Origin of the sequence: Variovorax paradoxus (assembly GCF_902712855.1) — a bacterium.
In the GTDB taxonomy this organism is placed as follows: domain Bacteria; phylum Pseudomonadota; class Gammaproteobacteria; order Burkholderiales; family Burkholderiaceae_C; genus Variovorax; species Variovorax paradoxus_Q.
On sequence record NZ_LR743507.1, the window covers coordinates 4365463 to 4380406 of the forward strand.

General features: G+C 66.9%; 18 protein-coding genes. 6 read left to right on the top strand and 12 right to left on the bottom strand.

Annotated elements, in window-relative coordinates; all coding sequences use genetic code 11:
* Nucleotides 1–339: 339 nt before the first annotated feature.
* The 4 genes from AACL56_RS20260 (at nucleotide 340) to AACL56_RS20275 (ending at nucleotide 3700) form a co-directional block, all read left to right on the top strand.
* A complete protein-coding gene (locus AACL56_RS20260) occupies nucleotides 340–1719 on the top strand; it encodes a cytochrome-c peroxidase (protein WP_425337032.1) in 1380 nt (459 codons plus the stop codon).
* Nucleotides 1720–1845: 126 nt separating this feature from the next.
* On the top strand, nucleotides 1846–2424 hold the full coding sequence (locus AACL56_RS20265) for a PadR family transcriptional regulator (RefSeq protein WP_339091594.1): 579 nt from the start codon (nucleotides 1846–1848) through the stop codon (nucleotides 2422–2424).
* A gap of 21 nt (nucleotides 2425–2445) precedes the next feature.
* On the top strand, nucleotides 2446–2868 hold the full coding sequence (locus tag AACL56_RS20270; RefSeq protein WP_339091595.1) for a DOPA 4,5-dioxygenase family protein: 423 nt from the start codon (nucleotides 2446–2448) through the stop codon (nucleotides 2866–2868).
* Nucleotides 2861–3700 (top strand): siderophore-interacting protein, encoded by an 840-nt coding sequence (locus AACL56_RS20275; RefSeq protein ID WP_339091596.1) that lies wholly within the window; start codon nucleotides 2861–2863, stop codon nucleotides 3698–3700. Before AACL56_RS20270 ends, AACL56_RS20275 begins: the two co-directional genes overlap by 8 nt.
* A 158-nt stretch (nucleotides 3701–3858) precedes the next feature.
* Here the strand turns inward: AACL56_RS20275 and AACL56_RS20280 are convergent, their stop codons facing one another.
* The 3 genes from AACL56_RS20280 to AACL56_RS20290 all read right to left on the bottom strand — a co-directional run bounded on the left by AACL56_RS20280 (nucleotide 3859) and on the right by AACL56_RS20290 (nucleotide 6908).
* Complete coding sequence (locus AACL56_RS20280; RefSeq protein WP_339091597.1) at nucleotides 3859–5391, bottom strand: DHA2 family efflux MFS transporter permease subunit; 1533 nt, start codon at nucleotides 5389–5391, stop codon at nucleotides 3859–3861.
* Complete coding sequence (locus AACL56_RS20285; protein WP_339091598.1) at nucleotides 5388–5855, bottom strand: MarR family winged helix-turn-helix transcriptional regulator; 468 nt, start codon at nucleotides 5853–5855, stop codon at nucleotides 5388–5390. Before AACL56_RS20285 ends, AACL56_RS20280 begins: the two co-directional genes overlap by 4 nt.
* A gap of 75 nt (nucleotides 5856–5930) precedes the next feature.
* Nucleotides 5931–6908: a magnesium and cobalt transport protein CorA gene (locus tag AACL56_RS20290; protein ID WP_339091599.1), complete on the bottom strand. Its 978-nt coding sequence runs from the start codon at nucleotides 6906–6908 to the stop codon at nucleotides 5931–5933.
* A 283-nt stretch (nucleotides 6909–7191) separates the two neighbouring features.
* On the opposite strand from AACL56_RS20290, the gene AACL56_RS20295 reads away from it, so the two are divergent.
* The gene (locus AACL56_RS20295) at nucleotides 7192–7968 is read left to right on the top strand and encodes a nucleotide-binding protein (RefSeq protein WP_339091600.1); all 777 of its coding nucleotides are present in this window, start codon (nucleotides 7192–7194) and stop codon (nucleotides 7966–7968) included.
* Nucleotides 7969–8170: 202 nt separating this feature from the next.
* Nucleotides 8171–8542 carry a hypothetical protein gene (locus AACL56_RS20300; RefSeq protein WP_339091601.1) on the top strand — a complete coding sequence of 124 codons (372 nt, stop codon included), beginning with the start codon at nucleotides 8171–8173 and terminating at the stop codon, nucleotides 8540–8542.
* Between the two features lie 3 nt (nucleotides 8543–8545).
* Here the strand turns inward: AACL56_RS20300 and AACL56_RS20305 are convergent, their stop codons facing one another.
* The 9 genes from AACL56_RS20305 to AACL56_RS20345 form a co-directional block, all read right to left on the bottom strand.
* Nucleotides 8546–8980 (bottom strand): HNH endonuclease, encoded by a 435-nt coding sequence (locus tag AACL56_RS20305; RefSeq protein WP_339091602.1) that lies wholly within the window; start codon nucleotides 8978–8980, stop codon nucleotides 8546–8548.
* Between the two features lie 388 nt (nucleotides 8981–9368).
* Nucleotides 9369–9713 carry a hypothetical protein gene (locus AACL56_RS20310; RefSeq protein ID WP_339092911.1) on the bottom strand — a complete coding sequence of 115 codons (345 nt, stop codon included), beginning with the start codon at nucleotides 9711–9713 and terminating at the stop codon, nucleotides 9369–9371.
* Between the two features lie 5 nt (nucleotides 9714–9718).
* Nucleotides 9719–10303, bottom strand: a complete 585-nt coding sequence (locus tag AACL56_RS20315; RefSeq protein ID WP_339091603.1) for a glycoside hydrolase family 19 protein — start codon at nucleotides 10301–10303, stop codon at nucleotides 9719–9721.
* On the bottom strand, nucleotides 10300–10674 hold the full coding sequence (locus tag AACL56_RS20320; RefSeq protein WP_339091604.1) for a hypothetical protein: 375 nt from the start codon (nucleotides 10672–10674) through the stop codon (nucleotides 10300–10302). Before AACL56_RS20320 ends, AACL56_RS20315 begins: the two co-directional genes overlap by 4 nt.
* Complete coding sequence (locus AACL56_RS20325) at nucleotides 10664–11032, bottom strand: hypothetical protein (protein ID WP_339091605.1); 369 nt, start codon at nucleotides 11030–11032, stop codon at nucleotides 10664–10666. Before AACL56_RS20325 ends, AACL56_RS20320 begins: the two co-directional genes overlap by 11 nt.
* Before the next feature lie 26 nt (nucleotides 11033–11058).
* Nucleotides 11059–11283 carry a hypothetical protein gene (locus AACL56_RS20330; RefSeq protein WP_339091606.1) on the bottom strand — a complete coding sequence of 75 codons (225 nt, stop codon included), beginning with the start codon at nucleotides 11281–11283 and terminating at the stop codon, nucleotides 11059–11061.
* 1 nt (nucleotide 11284) lies between these two features.
* Nucleotides 11285–13180: a hypothetical protein gene (locus AACL56_RS20335; RefSeq protein WP_339091607.1), complete on the bottom strand. Its 1896-nt coding sequence runs from the start codon at nucleotides 13178–13180 to the stop codon at nucleotides 11285–11287.
* A complete protein-coding gene (locus AACL56_RS20340) occupies nucleotides 13173–13577 on the bottom strand; it encodes a hypothetical protein (protein ID WP_339091608.1) in 405 nt (134 codons plus the stop codon). The genes AACL56_RS20335 and AACL56_RS20340 overlap by 8 nt, the downstream gene beginning before the upstream one ends.
* Nucleotides 13574–14944 (bottom strand): SPRY domain-containing protein, encoded by a 1371-nt coding sequence (locus tag AACL56_RS20345; protein WP_339091609.1) that lies wholly within the window; start codon nucleotides 14942–14944, stop codon nucleotides 13574–13576. Before AACL56_RS20345 ends, AACL56_RS20340 begins: the two co-directional genes overlap by 4 nt.

The following is a 14944-nucleotide window of genomic DNA, read 5'->3' on the forward strand; positions in this document are numbered from 1 at the left end:
CCGCCGCGGCGATGGCGGTGGGCCAGGGGGTGAGGTGGCGTGCGAGATTGCGTGTGCGCGCGGACACGCTGCTACGTTGGGAGGGGGTCATCATGTGTGGAGTTATGAGGTGTGGATGAACCAGACCGGTGGTCGGGCGGCGTGATGCTCTGCGTGCCGCGTGACAGCCACGTTGCAATTCGTCGTACATCGCGGCGTGCTAATTCAGGGCTAAGAAATCCGCCGGCACATGTCACGCCGCTGACATGCGCGAAACCGATCCTCGTCGGCGCCCCGCGGCGCAGCCCGTACTGCACACCCCTTCTCCACGTGCCCCCGACGACCCGACTCCTTCGCCGCTTGGCCCTGCTGGCCGCGGCTCCCCTGCTTTGCGGCGTGCTCGCCGCCTGCGGACGCAGCACGCCCGATTCGCTGACCGCCCCGACACCCGCGCCGGCACCGCAGGCCGCGCCCACGCCTGCGCCTGCGCCTGCCGCACAGGCCGCGCAGGCCGCACAGGCCGCACAGGCCGCATCTTCGACGCCGCCGGCGCAGCCCGCCTACGTGGGCGCCACCTACGCCCCCGTGCCCGGCCGCCCGCAGCCGAGTGCCGCGCAGCTCACCGAGCTCGGCCGGCGCATCTTCTTCGATGCCAGCCTCTCGGCCTCCGGCAAGGCCTCGTGCGCGAGCTGCCACGATCCGCAGCATGCATTCGGGCCGCCGAACGCGCTGTCGGTACAGCTCGCCGGCGCCGACGGCAAGCAGGAAGGCCCGCGCGCGGCGCCCTCGCTGCGCTACCTCGAAACGCTCGTCGCCTTCACCGAGCATCACCACGACAACGACGGCGACGACAGCATCGACGCCGGCCCCACCGGCGGCCACATGTGGGACGGCCGCGCCGGCTCGGCGCACGAGCAGGCCGCCATGCCGCTGCTGTCGGCCGCCGAAATGGCCAATGGATCCGAGGCGGACGTATCGGCCAAGCTGGCGCGCACACCCTATGCGGACGACATGCGCAAGGCCTTCGGCGACGACCTGTTCGGGAACCCGAGCGCTGCCTTCAAGGCCGCCGGCCTCGCGCTGGAAGTGTTCCAGCAGTCGCCGAAAGAGTTCTATCCGTTCTCCAGCAAGTACGACGAGGTGCTGCGCGGCACCGCGAAGCTCAGCCCTGCCGAGGCGCGCGGGCTGCGCGTGTTCAACGACGAGGACAAGGGCAACTGCGCCTCTTGCCACATCAGCGAACGCACGCAGGACGGGGCGTTTCCGTTCTTCACCGACTACGGCCTGATCGCGCTCGGCGTGCCGCGCAACCGCAAGCTCAAGGCCAATGCCGACCCGGCGTTTCACGACCTCGGCCTGTGCGGCCCGTACCGCACCGACATGAAGGACCACCCCGAGTACTGCGGCCTGTTCCGCACGCCCACGCTGCGCAATGTGGCGGTGCGCCAGAGCTTCTTCCACAACGGCGTGTTCCATTCGCTGGAGGAAGCCATCCGCTTCTATGCGCAGCGCGACACCTCGCCCGAGCGCTGGTATGGGCGCTCGGCCAAGGGCGTGGTGCAGCAGTACGACGACCTGCCCGTGCAGTACCACGCCAACCTCAACACCGACATGCCCTTCGGCCAGAAGCGCGGCGGCAAGCCGGCGCTGACCGAGGCGGAGATCCGCGACGTGGCGGCGTTCCTGCGCACGCTGACGGACGCCGACCAGAAGAACGCGCCGGTCAACGCGGCGCACTGAACGTCCTTTTCCCCTCCAGCTTCCCAGGTCCGCCCTGGGCGGGCACGCCTTTTCTGGTGTATCGGTTTGACTTTGTTTTAGATATATCTAAAATAATTCCGACACACATCAGAAAGGGTGCCCAACATGAGACGTTTCCATCTCGGCCATTTCGGACATCACCATTGCCGCAACGCCCGCGGCGAGCATGAAGACGGTCTCTCCGGCGGCCGCGGCCCGCGCGGCGGGCGTGGCGGCGGACGCGTGTTCGGCCACGGCGGCCTGCGCTTCGTGCTGCTGCAGCTCATCGCGGACAAGCCGTCCCACGGCTACGAACTGATCAAGGCCATCGAAGACCGCCTTGGCGGCAGCTACGCACCGAGCCCGGGCGTGGTCTACCCCACGCTCACGCTGCTCGAGGAGCTCGGCCACCTCAGCGTTGAAACCGCCGATGGTGGCGGGCGCAAGCGCTACAGCATCACGCCCGGCGGCCAGGAATTCCTGGCGGCCAACCGCGAGATGGCCGACGCCATGATGGCCCGCATGAGCGGCGGCGTCGACGGTGCCGGCCCGCGCGGCGGCCGTCCGCCGCAGGTCACGCGCGCCATCGAGAACCTCAAGCTCGCGATGCGCATGCGCCTGTCGGGCACGCCGCTGACCGAGCAGCAGGCGCACGACTTCGCGGCCGTGCTCGACAGCGCCGCGCAGCAGATCGAGAAGATCTGAATCCGGCCGCCGCCTGCCGCCATGACCGTCGTGTTCCACAACATCGCCGTCATCCGGGGCTATCGCGCCCATGTCTGCTTCGACCCCTCGACGCGCGCCACTGCGCTCGCGGTGCGACAGGCGCTCACCGGGTGCTTCGCGGTGCAGGTGGGCGTATTTCACGACGGGCCCGGCGGGCCGCATTCCAGCGGCTCGTTCCAGCTCGGCTTCACGCCGGGCCAGTTCGACCACGTGGTGCCGTGGCTCATGCTCAACCGGCAAGGCCTCGACGTGCTCGTGCACCCGCTGACGGGCGACGAGGCCGGCGACCACGTACACCGCGCGATGTGGCTCGGCACGCCGCAGCCGCTGGACATCGACTTCCTGCGCAGCCTGCCCGCCGCGGCCGCTGCGCGCTCCGAATCTCAACCCGCCCTGCTCACACAGGATTCATGCAATGACTGACCTCAGCACCTCATCTGCGTCCACCGCTCCCGACCGCACGCCGCGCCGGGTGCGCCACGAGCTTCGCTTTCGCCAACTGACGGTGAAGACCGTGCAGCGCGTGACGCCGCACCTGATTCGCGTCACGCTCACCGGCGACGACCTCGCCGGCTTCACCAGCCCCGGCTTCGACGACCACGCGAAGATCTTCTTTCCCGACGCCGCCACCGGCAAGCTCACGCTGCCCACGGCCGGCCCCGACGGCCCGGTGTGGCCCGCAAGCGGCCGCCCGACCATGCGCGACTACACGCCGCGCCGCCACGACGCGCAGGCCGGCACGCTGGAGATCGACTTCGCGCTGCACGACGCCGGCCCCGCCACGCAATGGGCGGAGCAGGCCAAGCCTGGCGATGTCATCGGCGTGGGCGGCCCGCGCGGCTCGTTCATCGTGCCGATGGAGTTCGACTGGCACCTGCTCATCGGCGACGACACCGCGCTGCCCGCGATCTCTCGCCGCCTGGCCGAACTGCCCGCCGGCGCGCGCGCGGTGGTGCTGGCGGAGGTCGACGGCGAAGCCGACGAGATTCCGTTCGAGACGCAGGCCGAGCTCACGCTGCAATGGGTACACCGCCGCGGCGCCGAGCCGGGCACGAGCCCCGTGCTGGTCGATGCGCTGAAGGCCGCGAAGCTGCCGGCTGGCGACTTCCATGCGTGGGTGGGTTGCGAATCGGCGATCGCCAAGGCGCTGCGCGCGCACCTGGTGGGCGAGCGCGGCGCCAACCCGAAATGGACGCGGGCCTCGGGTTACTGGCGCAAGGGTGCGGCGGCCACGCACGATTCGCACGACGAGTGAATTGAGTTGCTCCTGCTGTCGCGGGAGGCCATGCTCCTTCCCCTCTGGGGAAGGTTGGGATGGGGGCAGACGGCCCATGAAAAGCCGCAGCCAGCGACATACGCGCCGCTTGCCCCCACCCCTGCCCTCCCCCGGCGGGGGAGGGAGAAACACCGAAGTCAGTGCGGGACTTCGGCCGGGCCCGAGGTCGCCGCGTTGCGCTTGGGGCTGCGTATCAGCAGCAGCAACGGAATCGCCAGCACGGTGATGATCATCATGATGGCGAAGTCGTCGAGGTAGCCGATCAGCGCACCTTGCCGCGTGACCTCGGCATTCAGCAGCGCGAGTCCGTTCATCGAGTCGGGCGACATCATCTGCGGCAGGGTCGACAGCGCCGGATTGCCCGGCGCCACGGTCGCCGCGATCTGCGCATGCGCCTTGCTCGAGCCTTCGGTCAGCAGCGCCTGCACGATCGAGATGCCCACGCTGCTGCCGATGTTGCGCAGCAGGCTGAAGATGGGCGTGCCCTGGTTGCGCAGCCTCGGCGCCAGCGTCGCGAAGGTCGCGGTCGACAGCGGCACGAAGGTGAAGCCGATGCCCAGCCCCTGGATGAAGCCCGAGACGATGATGAGCGTGCTGTCCATCTGCAGCGTGAGCCGCGTCATCTGGTAGAGCGAGAACGCGGTGAGCCCGAAGCCCACCGCCATGATCGCGCGCACGTCAATGCGCTGCACCAGCCGGCCCACGATGATCATGGCGATCATCGTGCCCACGCCGCGCGGCGCGGTCACCTCGCCGGTGTAGATCACCGGATAGCCCATGAGTCCCTGCAGGAAGTTGGGCAGGAGCGCCATGGTGGCGAACAGGATCATGCCGACGATGAACGCGAACAGCAGGCCGGTGACGAAGTTGCGGTCCTTCAGCAGGTCGCGGTCGAAGAAGGACACGCCCTGCACCGTCCAGGTGTGGACCACGAAGAAGCCGAAGGCCACCAGCGCGGCGGCGGCCTCGAGCTTGATTTCCCACGAGTCGAACCAGTCGAGCTGCTCGCCGCGGTCCAGGAACAGCTGCAGCATGCCGATGGCCAGGCTGAGCGTGACGAAGCCGAAGATGTCGAGCCTCTCGCCCTGCGGACGGCTCTCGGGCAGGTAGCGCGCGATGCCCCAGAAGGCGAAGATGCCCACCGGCAGGTTGATGAAGAACACCCAGCGCCAGTCGAAGTTCTCGGTGAGCCAGCCGCCCAGCAGCGGCCCGAGGATGGGCCCGACCATGATGCCCGCGCCCCAGATCGCCATGGCCTGGCCGACCTTCTCGCGCGGGTTGATGTCCAGCAGCACGGCCTGCGACAGCGGCACCAGCGCCGCGCCGAAGATGCCCTGCAGCAGCCGCGCCGCCACGATGCCGACCAGCGAGGTCGCCAGCCCGCACAGCGCCGAGGCCACCGTGAAGCCGATCACCGAGATGATGAACACGCGCCGCCGCCCCCAGTGTCCGCACAGCCAGCCGGTGAGCGGCAGCGCGATGGCCGAGGCCACGATGTACGAGGTGAGCACCCAGGTGATCTGGTCCTGCGAGGCCTGCAGGCTGCCCTGCATGTGAGGCAGCGCGACGTTGGCGATGGTCGTGTCCAGCGCCTGCATGATGGTCGCCAGCATGATCGAGATGGTGATCATGCCCTTGTGCGGCACCGTCGTTCCGGGCGCGACGCTCATGGTTTCTGGCCCCCGCCCGAGGCGATGTCGGACAGGCTGCCGTGCACCTTGCCGAGCAGCGCCACGAGCTGCGCGCGCTCGGCCTGCGTGAGCACCGACATGACGCGCGCGTTGAGGCCGTCGCTGATGCTCAGCGCGGCGTCGAGCGCTTTCTCGGCACTGGGCTGCAGCAGGATATTGTTGACGCGGCGGTCCCGGGGGCTGGGCTCGCGGCGGATCCAGCCGGCGGCCGTCATGCGGTCGCACAGGCCGGCCACGGCCATCGGGGTGAGGTCGAGGCGCTGGGCGAGCTCGGCCTGCGACAGCGGCTCCTCGTCGCCGTGCATTGCGAGCGCGCCGAGCAGCCGGCACTGAGCGCTGGACAGGCCGATGCGCTCCCGCGAAAGACGGTCGAACTCTTCGCTGTAGAGCTTGCCCACGCTCTTGACGAGGAAGCCGAAACGCTGGGTGAAGTCCCTTTTCATAAGGGACTGGATTATCTACATGTTTATTAGTTTCGGGTTAGTCGGCGCCGTGTATCGGCGCGCGGCGCGGCGAACTCACAACCAGCCCGCGCGCTTGAAGCGGTAATACAGGTAGCCGCAAGTGCAGGCGATGAGCGCCAGCGCCACCGGATAGCCGTAGTGGAATTTCAGCTCCGGCATGTGCTCGAAGTTCATGCCCCAGATGCCGGCGAACGCGGTGCACACCGCGAAGATGCTGGCCCATGCGGCCAGGCGCTTGGTCACCTCGCTGTCCTCGATGGTCACCATCGACAGGTTCACCGCGATGGCGGTGCCGATGGTGTCGCGCATCGCGTCGATCGAGCCGTTGATGCGCCCCAGGTGGTCGCCCACGTCGCGAAAGTAGTCCTGCGTGCCCAGGCAGATCTGCGGCACGCGCCCGCCGTGCAGCTTGCCCGCGGCCTCGGCCAGCGGCGCCACCGCGCGCTTGAGGATCATGCTGCGGCGCTTGAGGTCGTAAAGCTGCTTGATCTTGTTGCGCGCCGTGCCGCCCTGGCCGAAGATCTGCTGCTCGATGGATTCGAGTTCCACTTCCAGCGCATCGATGACGGGAAAGTAGCGGTCGACCACCGCGTCCATCAGCGCGTACAGCACGAACCCCGCGCCATTGCGCAGCAACTCGGGCTCGCGCTCGCAGCGTTCGCGCACCCCCAGGAAACCCTGCTTGCTGCGGTTGCGCACCGACAGCACGTAGTTGCTGCCCACGAACACGTCGACCTCGCCCACGTTGGTGCAGTGCTCCCCCTCGGTCGAGGGCTCGACCAGGTGCATGACCACGAACAGCGAATCGCCGTATTCCTCCACCTTCGGGCGCTGGTGGCCGTGGTGGGCGTCTTCGACCGCCAGCGGGTGCAGGCCGAATTCCATCTGCATGTGGTCCAGCTCCTCGTTGGTCGGATCGCTGAGCGCCACCCACACGAAGCAACCGGGCCGGGTGATGTAGTCGCTGATGTCGTCGACCGCAATGTCGGCGAGCTTGGAGCCGTTTTCATAGACGACGCAGTTGATGAGCATCGGTACCCCGCGGAATTCACATTGATGAACACATCCGATGGTGCCATGGGCCTGCTCCTGCAGCGGGCGTCCCCGATAATGTGCCGGCCCCGGTGTTTCCGAGCGCATCTTCTCTCTCCCATGGATTCAACGACGTGCCGGTGAAAACCACGCAAGACCAAGCACCCTCCGCCAGCGACTTCTCGGGCCACACGCCCATGATGGCGGAGTGCCTTCCGTAAGGAAATATTAGGTCTCTCGATAAAAGCTACGCCAAAAGCTACGCCAACTACAGGAAGTTTCAATGCAAGGTGCAACCGTCGCTCTCGCAAAACTCGCCGCAATCTTGGGCGCGGTGCGCAGCGCGCTTTCCGAGAACGCCTCGCGACTCTCTAACCCCAATGCGATTGAGCTACGGCAGTCGTTTTACCCAGAGCATTTCAGGAACTACTTCTACCGGGCCGACGAACAGTTGGACGTACTGCGCGCGGTAGCACCTGATTTCTTCGACGATTTTCCTCCGCTACTTCAGCAACCGAGCCAGAAACTGATAAATGATCACGTCGTTTACTCTCGGGCCCAGATGACTCGCCTTGCCCGCGATATCGAGCAGGTCCTTGAGATCCGTGCCAACAGTCAGCATGCCCACTCATCGGCCCTCGAATCTCCTAACCGTGTCTTCATTACCCATGGCCATGCCAAAGACTGGCTGGAAGTCCAAGCCTACATTGAGCGCGATCTAGCACTTCAAACGCTGGAACTGTCCCAGGAAGCAAGCACTGGGAACACCATAATCGAGAAGCTGGAAGCGAATGCTGCTCGGTGCAACTCGGCCGTCATCGTCATGAGCGGCGATGACGTTGACCAGGGAGGTCAGGTCCGGGCCCGAGAGAACGTGATGCACGAGATCGGCTTCTTTCACGGAAAGTATGGGCGAGCCAACGTCATCTTGCTTCACCAAGACGGAGTGAGTGTGCCGACGAATCTCTCCGGCATCGTCTACGTGCCATATCCGAAGGGCTATGTATCCGCGGGATTTGCCGTCATGGCGAGGGAGCTGAAAGCGACCTACACTCGATAGAAGAAAGCATCGAAACACAGGATGGCGGCATTGCCGAGTACCGGCAAGTTTGGCAAATAGCGCCGGTTGGTCTCCACGCCAGTACCTAGCCCAAGCCGCTTCGAAGCGGCTTTTTCATGGGCGCGACTAGAAGCTCCGTTGCCAAAATGTGTCGAACGCGCGAGCATCCAGCATCAACGGTCGCACCAGAAAGGGCGCAGGCATGAAGTTGATCACAGTCGAGTTGACGCACGAGGACGGAACGGACTTCGCCGCATGGTCAACCACGGGTGAAGTCGTGCCCGCCCACGCGATCGATAGGCTCATCCGCGTTTTGGCCGAGACGAGGAAGACGATGGAGCCGGCGTTTCCGCCCAAACTGCCGTTGGTTATCAAAGACCCGCCGCAAGTCAACGGCCCGGCTTGGCAATGGTCCATTGAGGGCGACGGCAGCTTGGTGCTCAACTTCCGTCATCCCGGGCTCGGGTGGCTCGGGTTCCGGCTTCCAGATGTTGAGGGTTTCCACACGAATCTGGTGGACGTAATCCAGCAGCGGAACCTGCTGCGAGCAGAGATCGGGCCTCCCGCGCATTGAGCATCAGCCCGCTTCGGCGGGCTTCTTTTTCGCGCCGTGGCGGCGGAGACCAAGGTCGAGGCCAGCGGCAGCGATCAGCAAAACGAACGTCTGGTGCGTGGCCGGGTCTGGCGCGTCGGTCTGATCTTCCTGATGCCGCGCAGCGTTGCATCGCCGGCATGCCGCGACGATGTTCGCAGGCGTGTCATTGCCACCGTCCATGCGAGCCACCAGATGTTCGGCGGTGACATCGCGGCCCATGGGCTTAAGACAGTAGAAGCACCGGCCGTCCTGCTTTCTGCAGGCGCAGCGACGAAGAAACTGAAGTCGAAGGTGGGATTTCCGCATATGGGAACTCCTAAGGTTGAACTTTGGAAGTCCCCGGTTGCATGAGCTGCAGTGCGGGCGCCGGGCAAAGAGCTTTCGGCGGGTGCATTCAAGAAATGCACGGTCGGGCATGAACCCGAGCGGCTGAATTTTATGGCCCTCAGCGCGGCGTTGCAATCCCCGGACGGCGACCCTTTACCCCGCGATGACTGAGAAGCTCACCAGCCAGTGGCGAGCCAACGACAACGCCTAGGTCATCGCCGATTGGCGCATTCGGCTAGCGCTGCTCGCAGTTCGCTTTCGTAGCCCTCCCGCAGCTCAATCTCTGCAAGAGCCGACGCGCTGAAACGATCAAGGTCTACCCCCGGGGAAAGCGCCTCGGTCGGCATTGCAGGCCGCGCAGGGACCTCTACGCGGCACTCCACCGGGACGGGAACCTTCACGGCTTGGATCGGGGCCACCCCGCACGCAGCGAGCGAGGCAGTAAGTGCCACGAGGGCCACCATTTGCGCGCACAACCTCATGGCTGCACCCTCCCTCTTAACCACGAGTCGATGCGAACCTGTGCGCTTGCACAGGCATCAGCCGGTACAGCCGCCGGCGTGCTCAGGATCGTGTTGGCCGCCTGCTGATGGATTACTGCTTTGTCGCGCGCCGCCGCCTGCGCCTTCTTCGCCTCCGCGGCGCGCTTGTCGGCCAGCGTGCGAAGGTCGTCGGTCGCATCGCTGCAGGCCGAGGCCGCCGCCCTCGCATCGTCGCGCTGCAGGATCGATGTGGCCGCCTTCTCTCGCGCGCCGACCCATGCCCAGCCGAGGCCGGCGTTCGCGGACAAGCTGACGCCGAGCGCAGCCAACAGCGCTTGCATCAAGCTCATTTCGTCAGCACCTTGTAAGCGCGCGCCGTGGCCGCCTTGCGCTCGGCGAGCTTCAGCCGCTTCGGGCCGTTGACGCGCCCGGTGATCTCGTAGACATCGCCACGCTCGGCCGCCGGCAGACAGCCCTTGAAGTCGGCAAAGAACCAGCACGCCGAGAGCGCGGCATGCTGCGGCTGCAGCAGCAGCTCGGGGTTGTCGCGGTAGTTCACGCCCATGGCGCGCCCCGCTGCGATGTAGGCATCCTCCCAGGTCAACTGAATCAGGCCGCGGCCATGGAAGCCCTTGTAGCGCAGCGCGCTCAAGCTCTTCGGGATGCGCACGTAGTCCTCGGCCCGATAGCCGCCCTGCACGAACAGGCTCGGGAAGACCTCGCGCAGGCGTGCCGCCGTTGTGTAGTAGAGCCCTTCCTCCACCTTCGCGAGTGCATCCGACTCGATGGTGAGCTGCCCGAGAAAGGCCGCTACAGCGTTGTCCGAGTGGATGCCGAAACGGTTCATGCCATCCGCCAGGTGCAGGACGTAGCGTTCGGCGTCGGCGCGCGCGGCGCCCGTGCAGTCGATGAGGGTCTGTGTGTCGATCATGGTTTCTTGAACTCCTTTGCCGCGGTCTTCGCGGCCTGGTTGGCGGTCTGTGCGGCGGTCTGTGCAGTGCTGGCGGCCTCACCCGCTGCCTGCGCGGCGCCCGCCGCGGTGCCGGCCGCCTCGTTGACGCGGCCGGCAAGGGAACTGAGGCGGTCCCCGAACGCATCGCGCAGCCGGTCGATTTCCGCGAGATGGTCATCACGCTGGCGCGTGATCTGCGCTTCCGCGCTGCGCGTGGCCCAGAAGTAGCCCGAGCCGAAGCCGCCGAGGAACAGGCTCCCGACCACGCCCACGGTCTCGAAGAGGCGGCGCCACTGGCGCGGCACGCGCATGCGCGGTTGCTTATCGAGCGGCGCGCTGTCATTGCGCATGGATTTGCTCCTGAAGTTGGCGAACCTGATCGCGCAGCGAGCCCAGCTCGGCCATGTGCGTGGCAAGGTTCTCGTTCATGGCCTTGAGCTGGCCCTTCATTTCCCAGACCTGTTCAAGCGCTTCGTTGCGCTCGGCCGCGAACTTGTCGGCGCGCTCTTCGGCCTTCACACGCGCGGCCCGCTCGCCTTCGAGCAGTTCCTTCCACGTCGCAAGCGCCGCGATCTGGCCAGAGCTGTCCGCGCGCTCTTTCGCTTCGGTCGGCTGCTGTGCGCGCCAGACTTTGTATCCACCGGCCGCCGACAGAACCAGAAACGCAAGCTGTGCGATCGGATTGCCGGCGATGTCGCCCATGTCCATGAAGTGCTCTCTCTTTCGTTGTCTGGTTAGATTTCGACCTGCACGAAGGGCATGTCGGGCGCTTGGCCCTCGATCACGCCATCGCGCACAAAGACCTGATCGCCCACGGCGCCGGCGCCGCGGGCCGTGAGCACGCCACCGCCAGGCAGCACGAGCTGCGCGACTTCGCCCTCGATGGCGGTGATGGTTGCGAGCTGCAGCGGGTAGCTCGGCAGCAACGCGACGAAGGCGGTAAAAAGGTTCGTGGACACCTCAGGCCTCCGCGTGGGTTTCGAGGGTGATCGACTGGCGCAAGACGGGCCGCTGCCAGTTCACCGCTACGCTGCGCACGAGGCCGAGGAAGGTCTCGGAGCCTTCCTCGTACTGCACGAGCGAGCCCGGCACGATGACGCCGGTTTCCGGGCGCACCTGCAGGCTCAGCGTCACGTCGGCCTGCGCGCCGGTGTCGGAGAGGATCGGAAGGCCGCGTTGCAGCACCGCATCGCTGTGCGTGATGAGCGAGTGCGTCACCATGGTGGCCACGCTGTCGCCGGCGGTGCCGCTGCGCGTGATCTGGCCCAGCACGCCGGCGGCGGTGGTCCCGGCGACAAACGCGCGGTTGTAGTCGGGCTTCGTCTTCAGCTGGATGCCTTCCACCGCCACCGCGGCGGCGGGCAGCACGAAGTCGGGCGCCATCGAGGCCCAGTGCCACGGCGCGGCCGGATACCGGGGAAGGATGCGCAGCGTGGCATCGGTCGCATGCGGCTGCACGATGGCGCCGGCCGCGCTCGCGATGTCGAGCACCGCGCCGATGTAGCTCCCCTGAAACGCCCACGTCCCGCCAGGCACGGCCCAGTCGGTGAGGCCAAAGTCGATGCCCCACCCGACGTTGACGCCGTTGTATGTGAGCGCCAGGTCGAGCAGTTGCGCAATGCTGCGGTCCGCCGGTGCGGCGTGGTTGAGCGTCGGCGCATAGGGCGCATCGAGCATCGCCGCGCGCCCCTTGCCCTGAACCTGCACCTTCCCATCGGCGAAGCGCCGGTCACGGCTGCAGTCGGTCGCGCTCAGGCGGTACGGCACGCCGTTGACCGTCGCCAGCAGCTCCACGGGCGCCGCGCTGATGCCGCGGCGGATGATCGGCCACGCCGCGCCCGGCAGCGTCGCATTCCATCGCCACGTCCACGAGTCCGCATCGAGGCTCATGGAGAAGGCCAGCGCCTCCAAGGGCTCGCCGCTGTCGAGGCGCACGAGGCTGATGCTGTTCTGCACGGTGTAGACCTCCAGAGTCGGCACGACGACGGTTTCGCCGGTGCCCGGCGGCAGTTGCTGCCGCTCGCAAACAAAAATCAGCGTGGTGCTGTGCTGCTGCCGCTCGCGGAAGACGAGCGTTGTCGAAGGCGTGTAGCAAGGGTTCTCGCCGCCGGGCGGGCCGATGACCGAACGCCCGGGCAGCGGGTACATGGCCGCCTGCCAGCGAGACACCATGCCGATGTCGAGTTGCTGCGCGGCGCCGAAGCCATCGCGGTGAAGCGCCTGCGCGCGTGCCGCTTCTTGCCACCGCGCACGCACCATGCGGCGCATGCGCTCGGCCTCCTGATACCGCACACCCACCGGGCCGGGCGCCAGGCGCTGCGCTTCCTGCCAGCACAGTGCAGCGACCGTGCGCGCATGGGTTGCGTCCTGATGGCGCACGCCGGCGCCCTGCTGCAATTCGCGCGCGGCCTGGTGGCGCAGCGCCGCCGCGGCGCGCGATGCCATCACGTCTTGCCAGACCACCGAGGCAGCGCAGGCGCGTGGCGTCGCCTTCTGCCAGGCCGTCACGCGACCCACTCGCGCGGGAAGCGCGTTCTGATGCTTCATGCTGGCGCCGCCTTCGACCTTCGCGGCAAGCTGCCAGGCGGCCGAGGTCTTGCCCATGAGCGGCCGAGAGACCGCGCTCGCATACCGTGTCGCGCCGCGCAACATGAAGCCCGGCAGCGCGATGGCGCCGGTGGCCCACGCGAGCGGCGGCATGGTGACCATCGCCGCGCCCGACACCCCGAACAGCGGCAGCGGGATGCGCCCAAGCGCATAGGCCGCGCCGCTGGCGGGCTCTTCAGGCTCGCCGAACACGAGGATGTTCGGCGGCCCATCGAGCGGCGGCTGACGAAAGAGAAGATCGTCAACCACCGATGACCACCTCGCCGATGAAGAAGGTGCCGCCCTGATAGAGCTTTGCCTCCGGGTCGCCCTCCGGCGGGTTCTGCACCACGAGCTTGACCTGCCCGGCGCCCGAGGGACCGCTCATGCTGAAGTCGGCGACCCACGGCCCGCCGGCGACTTCGAGCCGGCCCCATGTGGCGATGCCGGTTGCGACAGCCAGGTCGCCGGCCGTGTCCGCCTGCACGAGCGAGAGCTGCCCGTCCGTCACCTCGCCCGCCGGCAGCGCGAGCACGGCCGCGGCCAGCAGCGTGGTGCCAGCGCCGCCCTCGCCAGGCTGCACACCGCCGTACACGAGCAGCCGCGCGCCCGCGCCCAGGTAACCCACGAGGCCGCCCAGCATGGCGTTGATGGCGAGCACGTTCATGCCATCAGCTCCACCTTGCCATTGGCGAGGGTCAGGCCATCGGTCACGACGGCACGCTTGCCATGCGCCTCATAGTAGGCAATGACGGTGTAGCTCTGCAGCTCATCGACATACTGGAAGTCGTAGCTGCCATCTGCCGCGCTCCACGCTTCGCGCAACTGCAGGCCATCCGACTCGCGCACCAGCCGCACGCGGCAGCGGTAAGGCTTGTTCAGCGGGTTCACGTAGTCGAGCGTGAAGCCGCGCACGCGACCCGTGCCGCGGCCGATCACGCCGGTGAGGTAGTCCCCTCGCGCCTGGTAGACCGGAGAGAGCCGCATATTCCCGAAGTCCACCGGCACCGTCGTTGGCGTGGGCGCCACCGCCACCGCCGCAGCTCTGGTCTTCCCTCTCAAGGCGTTCTGTGTGATCGCCGAGTCGCGCTCTTCCCACGGCGTCGCGCCCGCCACCGGGTAGATGAAGCCTTTCGTGCGGATGCGAACCTGCCAGTTCTGTCCGAAGTTGTACATCTGCGCCGCCGCGAACAGCTCCGCGAACGACAGGCCCGAGTACGCGACGCCTTGGCTCACACCATTCTTGTAGAAGGTGATCGATCCCGCCGCGAAATCGACCACCATCCCGATCACGTCAGCCAGCGTGTAGCTCGCCCCGTAAGCGACCCCAACGGAATTGGTTCGCCTTGTGCCCGTATTCGTGTATGCCCAAGAATCAAGCGCGTTACCAACGACGGTAGCGCCAGACGTTGGCAGGGAGGCCGCGCCCATGACGCCGACTGCTGTCGTAGCGCCTGTGAGAGATACGTTGAGCCATTCAAACTCAACCTGCAGCACACCGGCCGTCCGTCCGGCCGTCGCGACGCGAGGACTCACGCCACTGGCGGTTTTCAGCGTCGCGATGCTGCCGCCCGCGCTCAGGTCCACATCGTTCTTGAATCCTCGCAGCCAACCGCCGATGGCCTCCGAAGTCGTCTTCGCCCTCGGTCCCGGCCAGGCGACACCGGCGAACGGCGTCCATGCGTCAACCCACGTGGTTGCATCGTCGGAATACTGCAGCTTGCCCGCAAGCAGAAACTTCGCTGCATCCACTGCCGAGCCGAGGCGAATGTCGGTCACATCCGCAGAGCCGCCGGCGCCAAAGTCCCACGACAGCACCAGCGCCGCCACACTCGCGCCCGTCCACGAGGCGCCCGTCGAGAGGTTGTCGTCCTTGAGGTTTGCCGGCGACCCGGCGGCCGGCGCGATGCTCGACGTGAGCACCGCCGGCGCATCGACGCGCACGCCGGCACCGAGCAGATGAAACTCGGTCAGCTCCAGCGCCTCGCCGTAGCTCTCCAACCCGATGGCTCGCCAGTAGCGATGTGCAGCCAT

What these genes read in the sequence shown, in the direction of transcription:
- AACL56_RS20265 (WP_339091594.1), top strand. Translation starts at nt 1,846, where the DNA reads ATGAGACGTTTCCATCTCGGCCATTTCGGACATCACCATTGCCGCAAC.
- AACL56_RS20270 (WP_339091595.1), top strand. Translation starts at nt 2,446, where the DNA reads ATGACCGTCGTGTTCCACAACATCGCCGTCATCCGGGGCTATCGCGCC.
- AACL56_RS20275 (WP_339091596.1), top strand. Translation starts at nt 2,861, where the DNA reads ATGACTGACCTCAGCACCTCATCTGCGTCCACCGCTCCCGACCGCACG.
- AACL56_RS20280 (WP_339091597.1), bottom strand. Translation starts at nt 5,391, where the DNA reads ATGAGCGTCGCGCCCGGAACGACGGTGCCGCACAAGGGCATGATCACC.
- AACL56_RS20285 (WP_339091598.1), bottom strand. Translation starts at nt 5,855, where the DNA reads ATGAAAAGGGACTTCACCCAGCGTTTCGGCTTCCTCGTCAAGAGCGTG.
- AACL56_RS20290 (WP_339091599.1), bottom strand. Translation starts at nt 6,908, where the DNA reads ATGCTCATCAACTGCGTCGTCTATGAAAACGGCTCCAAGCTCGCCGAC.
- AACL56_RS20295 (WP_339091600.1), top strand. Translation starts at nt 7,192, where the DNA reads ATGCAAGGTGCAACCGTCGCTCTCGCAAAACTCGCCGCAATCTTGGGC.
- AACL56_RS20300 (WP_339091601.1), top strand. Translation starts at nt 8,171, where the DNA reads ATGAAGTTGATCACAGTCGAGTTGACGCACGAGGACGGAACGGACTTC.
- AACL56_RS20305 (WP_339091602.1), bottom strand. Translation starts at nt 8,980, where the DNA reads ATGCCCGACCGTGCATTTCTTGAATGCACCCGCCGAAAGCTCTTTGCC.
- AACL56_RS20310 (WP_339092911.1), bottom strand. Translation starts at nt 9,713, where the DNA reads ATGCAAGCGCTGTTGGCTGCGCTCGGCGTCAGCTTGTCCGCGAACGCC.
- AACL56_RS20315 (WP_339091603.1), bottom strand. Translation starts at nt 10,303, where the DNA reads ATGATCGACACACAGACCCTCATCGACTGCACGGGCGCCGCGCGCGCC.
- AACL56_RS20320 (WP_339091604.1), bottom strand. Translation starts at nt 10,674, where the DNA reads ATGCGCAATGACAGCGCGCCGCTCGATAAGCAACCGCGCATGCGCGTG.
- AACL56_RS20325 (WP_339091605.1), bottom strand. Translation starts at nt 11,032, where the DNA reads ATGGACATGGGCGACATCGCCGGCAATCCGATCGCACAGCTTGCGTTT.
- AACL56_RS20340 (WP_339091608.1), bottom strand. Translation starts at nt 13,577, where the DNA reads ATGAACGTGCTCGCCATCAACGCCATGCTGGGCGGCCTCGTGGGTTAC.
- AACL56_RS20345 (WP_339091609.1), bottom strand. Translation starts at nt 14,944, where the DNA reads ATGGCTGCACATCGCTACTGGCGAGCCATCGGGTTGGAGAGCTACGGC.